The 13,460-nt window shown below is 39.0% G+C and carries 13 protein-coding genes and 1 tRNA gene; 10 read left to right on the forward strand and 4 right to left on the reverse strand.

Annotated features, from left to right (window positions below; all coding sequences use genetic code 11):
• Positions 1 to 151 precede the first annotated feature (151 nt).
• Positions 152 to 802: a DUF2726 domain-containing protein gene (locus QF117_RS13310; RefSeq protein ID WP_282389367.1), complete on the forward strand. Its 651-nt coding sequence runs from the start codon at positions 152 to 154 to the stop codon at positions 800 to 802.
• On the opposite strand, the gene QF117_RS13315 is transcribed toward QF117_RS13310, so the two are convergent.
• Positions 799 to 1,860, reverse strand: coding sequence for a GGDEF domain-containing protein (locus tag QF117_RS13315; protein ID WP_282389368.1), 1,062 nt, complete (start codon positions 1,858 to 1,860; stop codon positions 799 to 801). The genes QF117_RS13310 and QF117_RS13315 overlap by 4 nt on opposite strands.
• 499 nt (positions 1,861 to 2,359) lie before the next feature.
• Here QF117_RS13315 and QF117_RS13320 point away from each other — a divergent pair.
• The 3 genes from QF117_RS13320 (at position 2,360) to QF117_RS13330 (ending at position 4,720) form a co-directional block, all read left to right on the forward strand.
• Positions 2,360 to 2,436 (forward strand) — tRNA-Val (locus tag QF117_RS13320).
• Between the two features lie 172 nt (positions 2,437 to 2,608).
• Positions 2,609 to 3,865 (forward strand): integrase domain-containing protein, encoded by a 1,257-nt coding sequence (locus tag QF117_RS13325; protein ID WP_282389369.1) that lies wholly within the window; start codon positions 2,609 to 2,611, stop codon positions 3,863 to 3,865.
• 228 nt (positions 3,866 to 4,093) lie between these two features.
• Positions 4,094 to 4,720: a hypothetical protein gene (locus QF117_RS13330; RefSeq protein WP_282389370.1), complete on the forward strand. Its 627-nt coding sequence runs from the start codon at positions 4,094 to 4,096 to the stop codon at positions 4,718 to 4,720.
• A gap of 84 nt (positions 4,721 to 4,804) precedes the next feature.
• Here QF117_RS13330 and QF117_RS13335 read toward each other — a convergent pair whose 3' ends face one another.
• From QF117_RS13335 to QF117_RS13345, 3 genes are read right to left on the reverse strand one after another with little or no spacing between them, the layout of a single operon-like run.
• Complete coding sequence (locus tag QF117_RS13335; protein ID WP_282389371.1) at positions 4,805 to 5,431, reverse strand: hypothetical protein; 627 nt, start codon at positions 5,429 to 5,431, stop codon at positions 4,805 to 4,807.
• An 11-nt stretch (positions 5,432 to 5,442) separates the two neighbouring features.
• Positions 5,443 to 5,802: a hypothetical protein gene (locus QF117_RS13340; RefSeq protein WP_282389372.1), complete on the reverse strand. Its 360-nt coding sequence runs from the start codon at positions 5,800 to 5,802 to the stop codon at positions 5,443 to 5,445.
• Positions 5,799 to 7,004, reverse strand: a complete 1,206-nt coding sequence (locus QF117_RS13345; RefSeq protein ID WP_282389373.1) for a hypothetical protein — start codon at positions 7,002 to 7,004, stop codon at positions 5,799 to 5,801. The genes QF117_RS13340 and QF117_RS13345 overlap by 4 nt, the downstream gene beginning before the upstream one ends.
• Before the next feature lie 1,332 nt (positions 7,005 to 8,336).
• Here QF117_RS13345 and QF117_RS13350 point away from each other — a divergent pair.
• The 6 genes from QF117_RS13350 to QF117_RS13375 all read left to right on the forward strand — a co-directional run bounded on the left by QF117_RS13350 (position 8,337) and on the right by QF117_RS13375 (position 13,458).
• Positions 8,337 to 9,569 carry a tyrosine-type recombinase/integrase gene (locus tag QF117_RS13350; RefSeq protein ID WP_282389374.1) on the forward strand — a complete coding sequence of 411 codons (1,233 nt, stop codon included), beginning with the start codon at positions 8,337 to 8,339 and terminating at the stop codon, positions 9,567 to 9,569.
• 171 nt (positions 9,570 to 9,740) lie between these two features.
• Positions 9,741 to 10,094: a hypothetical protein gene (locus QF117_RS13355; RefSeq protein WP_282389375.1), complete on the forward strand. Its 354-nt coding sequence runs from the start codon at positions 9,741 to 9,743 to the stop codon at positions 10,092 to 10,094.
• Positions 10,095 to 10,154: 60 nt separating this feature from the next.
• Positions 10,155 to 10,346 (forward strand): AlpA family phage regulatory protein, encoded by a 192-nt coding sequence (locus tag QF117_RS13360; RefSeq protein ID WP_282389376.1) that lies wholly within the window; start codon positions 10,155 to 10,157, stop codon positions 10,344 to 10,346.
• A gap of 146 nt (positions 10,347 to 10,492) precedes the next feature.
• Complete coding sequence (gene mobI, locus QF117_RS13365) at positions 10,493 to 10,990, forward strand: conjugative transfer protein MobI(A/C) (RefSeq protein ID WP_282389377.1); 498 nt, start codon at positions 10,493 to 10,495, stop codon at positions 10,988 to 10,990.
• 46 nt (positions 10,991 to 11,036) lie between these two features.
• On the forward strand, positions 11,037 to 12,650 hold the full coding sequence (gene mobH / locus QF117_RS13370) for a MobH family relaxase (RefSeq protein WP_282389378.1): 1,614 nt from the start codon (positions 11,037 to 11,039) through the stop codon (positions 12,648 to 12,650).
• Positions 12,651 to 12,843: 193 nt separating this feature from the next.
• The gene (locus QF117_RS13375; protein ID WP_282389379.1) at positions 12,844 to 13,458 is read left to right on the forward strand and encodes a methyltransferase domain-containing protein; all 615 of its coding nucleotides are present in this window, start codon (positions 12,844 to 12,846) and stop codon (positions 13,456 to 13,458) included.
• Positions 13,459 to 13,460 lie beyond the last annotated feature (2 nt).

Consider the following 13,460-nt stretch of genomic DNA (forward strand, 5'->3'; position numbering starts at 1 on the left):
AATGATACAGATCAAATAAGCAATACATTCAATGATTTTCATGAAAATAAGAAGTATTGCTGATCTCCCATTATGAGCAACATTAATGGCACTTTCAGCCAGCTTCGTTTATTAATTAATAAGTTAACCGTATTTGAGAGTTTAAGTAGCAATGGAAAATATTTTCATAGTTGTCGTACTTTTGGTTGTGTTTTTTGTTTTTGTACAAAAGCGACTAGTAAGAAATGAGAGCATAAAAGACAGTGCCTATAAGCGCAAAGGGGCAATACTTAGCGTGCAAGAAAGTGCGATATACAATGCATTGGTAGCAGCCGTCGGTGATCATGGTATCGTTCTAGCCAAAGTTAATCTTTCTAATGTTCTCACGCCTGTCGCGACAGATAAAAAGAATTGGTTTGTCGCCAATAATCGTATCGCAAAGAGTTACTTCGATTTTGTTATCTGTGATCCGCGTTCTCTGGAGGTTCGAGTCGCGATTGAACTGGATAATGGCCGAGAACTTGATAAAGGGAAAGTTGACCGTCAGAAGCTACTTATGCACGTTTGTAAGTCTGCGAGCATTCCATTGATAGGAACTTCGATTAAACACAGCTATCAGGTCGGTCGATTAAGACGTTTGCTTGCTGCGCACATCGATTTGATTGAACCAGACAAGGAAATCCGTTTTTGCAAAAAATGCGGAAGCCCAATGGTCGTGAAAGTGGCTAACCAAGGGGAATTTAAAGGTCGCCGCTTTTTTACGTGTAGCCGTCAGCCTCAGTGTACTTATACTGAAAACTATAATGTGGTTTTTGAGGATTAATCGAGCTTGGCCGCGAGTGGTACAGAAGATAACGCACTGTGTTTTTGCTCGGAGCACACCATCACCTGATTACGGCCATTTTTCTTCGCACGGTATAACTCTACATCGGCTTTTATCAGGACATCCTCTAACTTGACGACTGGATTACATTCACAAACACCGATACTCACAGTGACATTAATTGAAGGAACCAAAGCAGTAAACGAATGAGACGCTACTTTTTCTCTAATGGCTTCAGCATAACGCTCTGCTTGAACCAAGTCAGTGTGGGGGAGTGTTAAGCAAAACTCTTCTCCGCCAATTCTAAACACCTGATCTTCTCCAATCGTATCCCTAAGTAGCTTAGCGACTTCAATGAGAACCTTGTCACCAGTAGAGTGCCCGAAACGGTCGTTAACTTGTTTAAAGAAGTCGATGTCGAGTATGAGTAAGCTCAATGGAGCATTGGCAGTTCGTTGCAGGCTAGGAAACTGGTGGGTCAAAGCTAGGCGGTTATAAGTGTTCGTTAGTGAGTCCTTTGATGCGAGCAAGGACAAGCTTGTCTCTGCCTTTTTCCTATTGGATTCAAAGATATGAGCGGTGACCCAAACGGCGAGATAGCAAGCTGTAATATTCAGTACGAGCATACTGTTGCTGGATGCCGACTCAAAACTTGCTTTTGTTGTAATGATTGCGGTTTGAATCAGAAAAAACACCACGGTACTGATGCAACCTTGCTTGGTTCCCAATAGAAGATAAAAGAAAACGGGAACAAAGCTGCCCCACACAAAAATCGCGTTCTCAAAGGGTAATATGGAAGTGGCTAAGCTAATGATGAAGGCTAGCATAGAGGTGAAAACAATAATTGAACGATAAGAGTGACGAAACTGCTTTGCTAAGAAATAGAGGTAAAATGAGTAAAAAGAAAAAACTAAGTGGCAGCTAGCGAGAAGAGTTTCATTATAAATGAAAAAGTTATAAGCGCCAAAGATCAAAGACCCAAACGCCAGTACCAAGCTAAGCCAAGTGAGTACAACAGCGCGAAGCTTATGTGAGTTGCTTAAAGCATCCACGTCCATGAAGGTTCCTAGCAGTTTTATCTTTATACGATGGAATTTGAATGATAGTCACTTTAAAGGTATATGCAATCAGTATTGGAATGTATATCACATTTTTGTGATGTGTATTGAAATGCATTCATTCTGCTAGGCAGAAAGGGTGATTTGCAATTGGATTTTTAACTATGCGTAAGAAAAATAACACTAAAAATGAACAAAAGTGAGTCGAAATACTGTGTATCACGAATCCTGATATTTCTTTTCCATGACTAAGTCCGCGATTGTTTTGCCAATTTGGAACAATTTAAGCTTCAGATTCATTAACGATAACTAAGGCCGACGGTATAAGATTGATGAGATGTTAATCAACTTGCTGAGTAAGTAGGCAAACGAACATATTTGCGATAAAAAATGCGATATCACAGTTGACGCATGCGACATGAATAGTTAATATCTTCCTCGTTCTCAAGGCAAAGGTTAATTCAAGTAACATCTTGATTAGCTTTGATTTGTGAAACATGCCCGCTTAGCTCAGTTGGTTAGAGTACTTGCATGACATGCAAGGTGTCACTGGTTCGAGTCCAGTAGCGGGCACCAAATTCAAAAGAAAGCCCACCTAGTGTGGGCTTTTTTATGCCTGAAATTCCTCAGTTTATTAATCACTTAGCCATTCTTGAGTCCACTGAAGTTTCATGTCTTCTTGTAAAATCCATCGTTTAAAGTAACACTGTTAGTAACACTGAGAAAAATGACGATTGGTGATGTTACTATGGCGAGAAAAACAAACCCACTAACAGCAACTCAAGTCTTGCAAGCTAAGCCAAAAGAGAAGGAATACAACCTACTTGATGGTGATGGGCTTGGACTGAGAGTAAAACCTAGTGGATCTAAGTTATGGATTTTTAACTATTATCGCCCAATCACGCGTAAGCGAGCTAATCTCAGCATAGGTAAGTATCCAACCATATCCCTAGCTAAAGCTAGAACCAAAGCCATTGAAGCGAGAGAGCTATTAGCTGATGGCATCGACCCAAAAGAACATCGTGATGACACTCTTCGAGAGAAGCAATTAGAGCTATCAAATACCTTGCAAGTGGTGTTTGATGATTGGCTTGAAGTGAAGAAAACAAGTATTAAAGAACAGACCGCCAAAAAATTAAAACAACGAATTGAGAAGTACCTATTACCAACTCTTGGCAAGTTCCCCCTTGGGGATATTACAGCCCCTCAAGCGATCAAAACGATTAAACCAATTGCGAACCAAGGTAAGTTGGAAACGGTAGGGCGCCTGTGCCGTAATTTGAATGAAATAATGACCTTTGCTGTTAATACCGGGGTTATTGAACACAACAAGTTGGCCGGTATTGGTAAAGCATTCGAAACGGCAAAAGTCACTAACCAGGCATCTTTGGGTCCGGACGAATTACCTGAGTTACTAAAAACCATTAATTACGCATCGATAAAGCCCATCACTCGCTGCTTGCTAGAATGGCAACTTCATACAATGACAAGACCTGCCGAAACGGCTGGGGCACGCTGGGATGAGATTGATCGAGATAAGATGCTTTGGATCATTCCTGCTGAGCGAATGAAAAAGGGAAGAGTACATACGGTTCCTCTAACAAAACAGACTCTAGATCTATTAGAAACTATTGATTACATCACAGGTGAAAGTGAATACCTTTTCCCAGCAGACAAAAGTAACAAAAACCACATCAACAAAGAGACAGCAAATAAAGCATTGGTACGAATGGGCATGAAGGGAAGGCAAACTTCTCACGGTTTACGCGCATTAGCCAGCACCACTCTAAATGAACAGAACTTTGACCCAGACATTATTGAAGCTGCACTTTCTCATGTCGATAGAGATAAGGTAAGAAGCGCATACAACCGCACTGATTATCTTGAACGTCGTAAAGTATTAATGGCATGGTGGAGCGATCATATTGAAGAGGCTGCAACGGGTAGTTTGTCTATGTCGGGCAAAAAGGGTCTAAAAGTTGTTGGGCAGACTTACTCATGCTAACGAGGTTATGCAACTAAATTGTTTAGAGTAAAAGCAACATTCGTCTAGATAGCATAAATTTCTATTACCTATAGTAATCAGAAGTAGCCATAACTAGTCCGCCGAATAGAGATCGAAGTACTGTTACCGCAGGCGCAAGTTTTTAACCGACGCTGACAATACTTTCTGAAAGGCCTGTTCATGGAGGTAAACAATGGTTAAAAGAGTTAACCTTTCAGGGAGAGAAAATTGGCGCACATAATAGATACAATTAGAAACCAGACTACAAATGAGTCCATTGAGCAATTGTCGAAAGCTCATTTTGATTTAGTTTCAGCAATTTCTAAATCTAAAACATTTACTAATCCGAGTCTACACTGGGGTCTTGAAACTAAAAGGCTAGCTGTTGACCTTTCTTCGATCAAGAACTCATTGATTACAAAGAAATCAGAGAAATTTGTTGAGTTGATAAATATCCTTGCCACAGTAGAGCGGACTATCGACACACTAAAGTGGTGCGCTAACGAATACCCGAATCTAAGGGTTGATCAATGTCATCCTTCAACTAGTGATGATCCTGATGGTAATGATATCGTATTGGTTGGTAATGATGGAGAAGTTAGAGTTCGCATAGAAGTCTGTGATGTCGCGTCAAATAAAGCTGGACAAAACGGCAAAGAAAAGAGTGATTTAAAGAGTCTAGGCTGTGCTTTATGTGTTCCTCTCGATGGAGTAAGCCGTTTTATTGCAACATCGGAGGAATTTGCTTCAGCTTTGAACTCAGATAATCGTAAATGGCAAACGTATCATTATTACTATGACGCTTTTCCTGTTGAAGAAACGACGACAGTAATGCTCAGGATCCACAAAAAATAAACATGACAAACGACGATGGATCTAATCGCAACTTTTAAGTGTGTGATCAGTGTGATCCGTACCAAGCAATTCTGTCGTATCTGGTTACCAGGCCTCTACACCAATAGATGCTTGCGCTTCTTGTATATTCTCCTCAGACAAGCGATGTTGCAACATCTCAAAGGCTTTATTAATCTCTTTTTGTTTATCGTTTGTGGTCGATTTTGAACTTAGAACTTTAATCATCTGCTCATGGGGTAATTTTAGTAGTTTGTAGAAAGTAATCTCCCCTTCAAGAACAGCTACCTTTTGATCTATGGTTTCGAAGCCTTGTAAAGGTACTTCAGCAACCAACGAATCGATAAGCTGAGTATATTGCTCGGTGGAATCAACAAGGCGATCTTGTGCATAGCTTTGTTCACTACCGGACAGCTGCTGAGCAATCGACTTAGCAAGCTCATACTGTGCTGATAGGTTTGCTTTCTGTAGTGCGAAATTTAGTTGTTTACTTTGGCCTATACCCACACCATATATACCAGTTTCGTCACTTGCCGGAGGATTCAATACCCAGCGCGGAACTTGTTCTATGAATATCTCGGTTTTCTCTTGAGCTGCTTGATTCTTTCTTTGCTGGGCTTCAAGTTGTTCTAGAGCAATATCAGCAGAGTTTGGTTGAGTAGAGCAACCGATTAGAAACGTAACAGTGGTGATGCTAATAATTAACTTGTTCATCGAAATCTTCCTTAATGTAATAGTTGAACGCAATAATGTGGTTTGTCATTAATAACCTTGTAGCCAGACGAAATAACATTGATTCTCGAAATATCGTGCTGACTTTCAATTGTGATTGTTTCCGTTAGCGTGTCTGTTTGATTAACACTTTGTTCATTTTCGACGGTGATCTTTATTAATTGGAAAGTGGTTGATATTTGGTTACCCATCTCTTGCGATAGGTTACCAAGCGCTATTGCTTTCGCTGTTATGTGATCTACCGTTGAGTCGCTTGTAGCTGTAGCACAACCTTCAACACTTATCCTAGATTCAGCTTTTATTGCATATGAAGCTATCCCAAATCCTATGATAATTAATATTTTGATAATCACAGGCCAACAAAGCTCCCACGCCAGGTTCTACGGTCAATGATCACCACCTTTGCAGAGAGTGAATTTATATTTTCTAGCTGAGCCTTTGTTAGCCCTTTTATAACTATTGGGTTTTTGGCCGTACTTTTTACCATTATGTTTTTTTTCGAATCATTGGAAAATTGAATGGCATAGGTGTCGTTGCCAAACCCACCCGTAAGCGTTCCGATGGGCAAGTAACTTCGCTTATAAACGGAATCCACCTCAATGGCGACAATATGATTTCTAAGGTAGGTCTTAAGCTTTTCGGTATGATCTAATAAAGAATTATTACCACTGTTTTGATGGTTACGAATACCTATACCCTGTGGTATTACACTACCAACATGACTATTTCTAGGTTTGTCATCGAGCTTAAAGTAACGGGCTAGTACCTGTTTGACGGGGAGCATTTCAGCGTGCCACTCTAGCTTTAATTTAACGTCGTATTTACCATGAATTGATTGTATAAATGAAGGTGTTCCCATCTTGATCTTTGTTTGATGGACGAGGTATCCAAAAACATTTTCATCAATATCCTGTCTGGCTAGCTCAAAGACGGAGTTGTCCAGTTGCGCAAGCTGGAACAATGTACCTCGCGTAAACACTTGTTTTGTTGCATTACGATTGCTATCTAGGTTTGAAAGAACCAACTCTCTTGCGTCTAGTAAATCTAGGCGATCATTTTGATTGATGTTCATAGTGAGGGAAACAAGCTTAGCTTGTAACTCATTGTTCTTGCGTTCAAGAGAAGCAATTAGCGCTTGGCGTTCAGGGTCGGTTTTGAGTTTGTTGAGTCCATCATTTATCGATTGTTTTGAGATGGTCACTTTTGCTCTTGAAATGATCACGATTGCGCTATCGATGATTACACGCTGAAACTCAACACTAAGAACTTCGACAAAAGCTGCAGCAACTATCCGGATCTTAGATTCAGAGATTATCCTATTGGTTAGCTTCAGTTCACTTTCAACTCTAGTTCCGGCAAAGTCGGCTGCTGATCGTTTAATTGACTCGAGAGAAAGAGACTTGGCACTAGATATTGTATCGTTGTCGCCTAGTGTGTAGCGTTCGTTGACGTTAAATATGTAGTGTGTCGCTGTTTCATCGATTAACGAAACCGATGCGTGCACCCTGCTAGTTAGCATAAATACTAGAAGAATAGGTAGTCCGAGAGTTCTCATTTCAATTTCCCTTTTTGTTCCTTCAGCTTTGCCAGAAAACATAAACTATGTTGAAAAACATTACTTTCTGTCTGTGTGTATACCAAGCTAACACTGCATTTGTTTTTCCAAAATCACGAAGATTCTCTTTGATATACTAGCGGTAACCTCTTGTTAAATAGTGCTTTGATGGCGGTGCGAAGTTATAGGTTAGTCTGGGTTGTGGTTTGGTAACCCTGACTTTAAAGCGGTGTGCTCACTGAGATATGGTGTTGTTGACTTTAAACTGGTGTACTCACTGAGATGTGGTGTTGCTGACTTTAAAGTGGTGTGCTCACTGAGATGTGGTGTTACTGACTTTTAACTGAACAAATAAATCGGTCTTTCATTTGATGATATTTGTAGTTTTGTTTGAACACCATGCTGAATTAGCGGTATATACTTCAAATCTAGGGAAAGCTCTTGGTTCTGATATTAAATCGAATGGTGGGGCTTAAGAGTTGAAGATTGGGTCAAGTTGTGGCCCCTCGAGGGAGCTCTCGTTAAAACACTTATTTAGTGTGCGATTGGTTCGGCGTTATAAGATTAAGTTAAGCGCTTTATAGTAGAAATCTCGGTTTACTTTTTGCAAATCTTAACTTCCAATGATTTCATTTTCTTATCGGTCCAACTGATGATTGAATCTGCTTTGATTATTAAAACTGTTAGGGAAAATAAACTGAATAAGTAGATATAGGCAAATGAGTTTAACCAAGCAGGCGATGAAGCAGATAGCACGATTGCCATTACTGAAAATGGTATAATTATTTTTATCATACTAGCAAACATTAGTAAGCCTCCCTATAAATTTGTTATCAACTTGATTGATCAAAGTAGTTCATCTTTAAATGTATCTAACTCTAATCATAGCTCTTTCTTTTCATTTTGTGTGTATACAAATTAAGCCCAAACGATTGAACACACTAAGTGCACTAAAATTATATCACCTGTTTTTCAGTTCCAAAACTCAACTTTTAAGATTTGTTTAGCCATAGTATTACGTTTGATATTACATTCTAAGTAGCTTTGGCCCAGTGGGGCTAGGGCATGCGATGATATTGTTGTTACATATGGTTCCTCTAAATATGTGATTCAACTCGCATTAATTCTATATTCCTAGGTTTTTCCTTATGTAAATTTTCTGATTTCTATCTGATTTCGATAATCCATAATTATATATAATTTATATAGTTATTTTAAAACAACGACTTATATATTGATCCCTATTAATTTCATTCTTAAAACCTTCGATTTTGGACTTTTAAAACGTGCCGTATGATCAATTCGAGTACTGAACAAGGAGTCGATCTCGATATGGTATCTAGAACATTAAACCGACTGAATGCATTGTTAATTAAGAACCTTAAGCCAAAAGTAAAAGGATATAGAGTTGCTGATGGCGGAGGGTTATATCTACACATTAAACCAGGAGGGCATAAAACTTGGGAACTTAGGTATGTAAGTGCCCGAACCGGAAAACCTACGTATATGGGACTTGGGAGTTTAAGGCTTGTAACCCTAGCTAAAGCTAGAGCGAAAGCACTAGAGCTGAATAAACAGGTGAGAAATGGTGGAGATCTTCAATCACTAAAGACAGAGAAGAAGTATTTACGAGACAAAGAAAATGAAATGACGTTCTATTCAGTTGCAAATTTATGGAGGAGATCCAAAGAGAAAAGACTGAATCCTAAAACAGTTCACGGTAATTGGAGAAAGCTAGAACTGTATGCCTTTCCAGCAATAGGCCAAGTGCCGGTAACAAAGTTGACGGCGCCAGAAGCGATTGCTCCACTCCGTTCACTGGAAAGCTTAGGTCGTTTAGAGACAGTCAAACGTACTGCTCAGTTGATGAATGAAATTATGAACTATGCAGTTAATTATGGCCTTGTTAAAGCTAATCCGCTAGTTGCCATTCGTGATGTATTCCAGAAGCCAGTAGTCACACATATGAAAGCTATTAAGCCAGAGGAAATAGCTGAACTAATCCATAAAGTAGCGATTGCAAATATTCAGGTGACAACGCGTTGCTTGATTATGTGGCAGTTACATACGATGACTAGGCCTGGTGAATCTGCTGGCGCTCAGTGGGACGAAATTGATTTTGAGCATATGGTATGGGTAATTCCACCTTCTCGTATGAATATGATACACCAGCATGAAGTCCCGCTAACCGAACAAACTCTAGCGATACTCGACGCGATCAAACCGATTAGTGGTCACAGTGACTATATATTCCCGTCAACCCGTGATCCAAAGCACCACACTAACTCCGAAACAATAAATAGAGCATTAGTAAAGATGGGCTTTAAGGGGCGTATAACCTCCCATGGACTGCGATCTCTTGCATCTACAACATTAAATGAACAGGGATTTGATCTCGATGTGATTGAAGCAGCGCTTGCACACCAACAAAGTAACAAAATTCGATCAGCCTACAATCAAACTACGTATTTTTATAAGCGAAGGGAGATCATGAAATGGTGGAGTAATCATATTGATAAGCAGTCATATGGTTCACTTTTTACCGGGGGTGTAAATGATAAATAATACGAATGATAATGCTATATATTCAGAAGTAGTAGTGAGTTCCATAATTATAAAGTGTGGATATCGGCGAGTGGTTACCGCAAATAATCATATATTCACACAACGAGAACTAATGTCTTACTGGTAGTAACCCAATGTCCAAGAGTCATATAGTTCGTAATGAGATAAATTATGGAAAATTCAATCATGTTGGAACTAATCGAGATTAAGAATGAAATAAAGAGTATCAGTAATCATAGAACTTCGAAGCACACTAGTGATAAGAATATCACACTAAGCATAGCAATTCTTGCCTGTTATATATCTGAAACAAATGGAACATATAAATGGGGAGATAAGGTTAATGCAGAAGCAATTAAGAGACTTGTGAGGAATAGATTAGATAACTTTTCCAAAGCTAAGTACCTACCAGGAATGTCAGTGTCAAATCTGGACAAGGATATATCTGATGGTGTGGCATTGCTAAACGAGTTGATTAATGAAAATAACACTTCAACAAAGATCGGTAGTACCAACACATTATAATACCATTTAGTTACTCTCTGTATTGTCGATTATCGACTAAGACAATACAGAGAGGTAATTATGAATGAATTAAGGATCCTAAGGTTAAATGAAGTAATAAATAGAGTTGGGGTGAGTAGGAGTACTATTTATGTCTGGATGCAAGAAGGTAACTTTCCAAAAAATATTGTATTAGGCCGTAAATCTGTTGGTTGGTTAAACTCGGATATTTCAAATTGGATCAAACAACGCTCAGGGAGAGTGGACTCATAGTGTTCTTTCGACAATGAAATCTATCCCTTTGTTGTGGGTTTGGGAGCTAGCCTATATAGCACCCAAAGTGCATACAATCGGTTACTACATTAGTTATAGGTAAATTGTTGAAAGACAGTTTACCTATCAATTAAAGGTGAAGATTTATGGAAACAATACAAACAATTTACAGAGATCTAGATGATTTATATGAAGAGACGAAGTTTATTTTCGAATCATGGATGCGGAATATTGCAGAGAAAGAGGTAAGACGATCACAACGCGGTGACAAAAAGGAAAGAACGAACTATCAACTGTCATTTGAGTTTCATGGTTCATCATTTCGAATCAGATGGATATATGTTCGATTTGTAAAAAATGGAGAACGAATAATTAGAATTGCAAAACCATTAGCTATACCAAAAAATCACTGTTATTCAAAGAGTAAATTTAAGCACGCTGAACCATGGGAGTTGGACTTGATTTGTAAAATAGAAGAGGTTCTTTATCCAATTAGAGTAAAAAAATTAGCCCTGATGAAAGCTCATCAAACATTACTTAGAGCTAATAACCTGGTTGGATCTAGTTGTAATTACTCGTCATCAAAGGAAAGAGTTGTCCCTACATCAAATAATATATCTAAGTACAAAAAAAGGTACTTATAAGTTTTTCTTTGTGGGCAAGTATTATAAAGTTTTTAATGGGGTTTATATGAATGTATTTAGACAATTAATTTCGTTTCTTAGTTCTTCTGGTATTAAAAAAGAGTCACCTATTTGTGAGTTTAATACTGAGGATAATTATCCGCCGGAAAAAGAGGGTATTAGACTTTACTCTTCTAATAAATTGGCGGATATGTTTGAAACGGACATTCGTGATCTTAAAGAGCATATGGGGATAGGAGATAAGCATTTCGAATTGTATATCAAACCAGTGATAAAAAATGTATTGAACTTGGTTAATTTACTCCCGGCATCTCAGTATCATCACCATAGTGCACCTGGCGGGCTTCTCTATCATTTATTTGACGTTTCTAAAAGGTCGAGTCAGGCGTCTAGAATGTCTCACATGGGGTCGTCGATTGGGAATTTACAGTCTGGACAAAGATGCGTAACCCAACGAGAAGTAGCCTGTAGCTTAGCGGCAATCGTTCATGATGTGGGAAAAGTAATTACAGATATGATTGTTACCAATGGTCAGAAAGGAGAAGAGCGATTGCAATGGTCTCCATTGAGTGGATTGCCGTTAGAACAATGGGGAGCTGAAAAGAGTAACGGTATAGTTTATGTGGATTGGAAGTCAAAGCGTCATAATGATCATAAGCTAGGGTCTGTAGCCATTTCGACCAAACTGATACCAGAACGAACATGGCACTGGTTAACTGATTGTGTTGAGGGTCAGGATATTTGTGTTGAACTATGGAGCGCAATTTCAGGTACAGGTGGCGATAATCCTATCAAAAGAGTTGTGGCACAAGCGGATATCGATTCGGTGAAGTTTGATTTGTCGTTTCAGTATAAAAACTGGAGCTTGGAACCGATTAGGCGTCCAATAAGTGATCTAATTAGTATCCAGATAAAGTACTTGATTTCCAATAATGTATGGGAGATTAACCGAAAATGCGCAGTGATATGGTTCGTTGATGACGTTCTTTACATTTCCTGGGCTAAAGCAGCAACTGAGTTGGCTGAGTACTTGGGTGATTTTGAATACTCTATACCATTGAATCCTGACACACTAGCTAGAGCCTTAGTTGACGAGGGGCTTGCTTTGGCAAATGGAGATGAATTGTATTTTGATATATATCCAGAAATACTTGGCAGCAATAATAAGCCAGTAAAGCTTAAGTGTTTAAAGATTAGTCATGTAGCATTAGTTATTCCAGAGCCAGAAAAAATGTATCCGATTAAACAACATACGCTCAAAATGAAGCAGAAATCTATTGCAACCAAAGAGCAAGTCTTTGGAAACGAACAATCCCCTGAAGTTACTAGCTCTACTCAGTGTGCAATTAATGAAAGAGAGGAAAACCCAAGCGAGTGTATGTTTGCGTCTCACAATCCAGAAGATGAGTTGGCAGCTGAAACCGCCACTGTGCTCGAGACAAAAAAGTCAGATCGCAAAGAAGCAAATTATGACTCACCAATACCGAGCTTTCTGATTGAAAGTGGCTATAAGGCATCTAGAGATGGCAATGTGCTGATACCCAAATCTGATATTGAGACTGCTACTCAACTTCTTGAAAGCTCAGGCTTACCAGAAATCTCAGAGTTCAATGCATATTCGATGCTGAAAGGGTGTAAGTACGTAAAAGTTCAAGGCTAGAGACTTTAAGAGATGCTGGGTTTTGTTCTATTACCCAGCAGTCTTTTGATACTGTCCTGACTTTTTATATTCAAGCGTTATTTTTGGAAGCTGAACCAGACTTAACTCACAATAAATCATACTTTTTTCCTATTCTATCGCCATTTTTAATAGAGCCATATATCCTGGCTGTAGCTGTTATCAGGTTTGGCTTATGTCCGTAAATATCACTTTTTACAATGAAAATGCTTTTCAATTAGCAAAGCAATACGACTCAATTGAATTTGAATCAGTTCATCAATCTTGGCAGGTGTATTGGCCTTCATCTGGTGGGCGAGTTCTTGATGTCGGTGCAGGCTCAGGACGTGATGTTCGATGGTTCGCTCAACAAGGCTGTTCGGTAGTTGCTGTTGAGCCAGCAAAAGAGCTTCGTCAATTAGGTATCTTAAATAGCTCACCGCAAGTTGTATGGCTAGATGACTCCTTACCAGCCTTAACTCAAACTAGAAAATTGTCAGGCCCATTTGACCTGATATTGGTGTCAGCGGTATGGATGCATTTAGATAGTGCCCAACGAGCAGAATCACTTATTACGTTATCGAAGCTTCTATGTGTGAATGGAATATTGGTGATTACATTACGTCATGGATGTTTTAAAGATGACCGTGAGGAAAATGCGGTTTCAGTAGAAGAAATCGAGCAATTAACTCGGACCTCAGAATTAACTATTTGTAGCGTCGTTGACAGTACAGACACGTTAAATAGGGACGAGGTATTTTGGCAAACAGTCGTGTTAGTAAAATCTGATTCTGATACCAATGGGGAATAGTA

This window comes from Vibrio sp. YMD68 (assembly GCF_029958905.1).
Taxonomy (GTDB): domain Bacteria; phylum Pseudomonadota; class Gammaproteobacteria; order Enterobacterales; family Vibrionaceae; genus Vibrio.

Coding starts and splice junctions, on each gene's coding strand:
- QF117_RS13310 (WP_282389367.1), top strand. CDS start 152: ATGGAAAATATTTTCATAGTTGTCGTACTTTTGGTTGTGTTTTTTGTT.
- QF117_RS13315 (WP_282389368.1), bottom strand. CDS start 1,860: ATGGACGTGGATGCTTTAAGCAACTCACATAAGCTTCGCGCTGTTGTA.
- QF117_RS13325 (WP_282389369.1), top strand. CDS start 2,609: ATGGCGAGAAAAACAAACCCACTAACAGCAACTCAAGTCTTGCAAGCT.
- QF117_RS13335 (WP_282389371.1), bottom strand. CDS start 5,431: ATGAACAAGTTAATTATTAGCATCACCACTGTTACGTTTCTAATCGGT.
- QF117_RS13345 (WP_282389373.1), bottom strand. CDS start 7,004: ATGAGAACTCTCGGACTACCTATTCTTCTAGTATTTATGCTAACTAGC.
- QF117_RS13350 (WP_282389374.1), top strand. CDS start 8,337: ATGGTATCTAGAACATTAAACCGACTGAATGCATTGTTAATTAAGAAC.
- QF117_RS13355 (WP_282389375.1), top strand. CDS start 9,741: ATGGAAAATTCAATCATGTTGGAACTAATCGAGATTAAGAATGAAATA.
- QF117_RS13360 (WP_282389376.1), top strand. CDS start 10,155: ATGAATGAATTAAGGATCCTAAGGTTAAATGAAGTAATAAATAGAGTT.
- mobI (WP_282389377.1), top strand. CDS start 10,493: ATGGAAACAATACAAACAATTTACAGAGATCTAGATGATTTATATGAA.
- mobH (WP_282389378.1), top strand. CDS start 11,037: ATGAATGTATTTAGACAATTAATTTCGTTTCTTAGTTCTTCTGGTATT.
- QF117_RS13375 (WP_282389379.1), top strand. CDS start 12,844: ATGTCCGTAAATATCACTTTTTACAATGAAAATGCTTTTCAATTAGCA.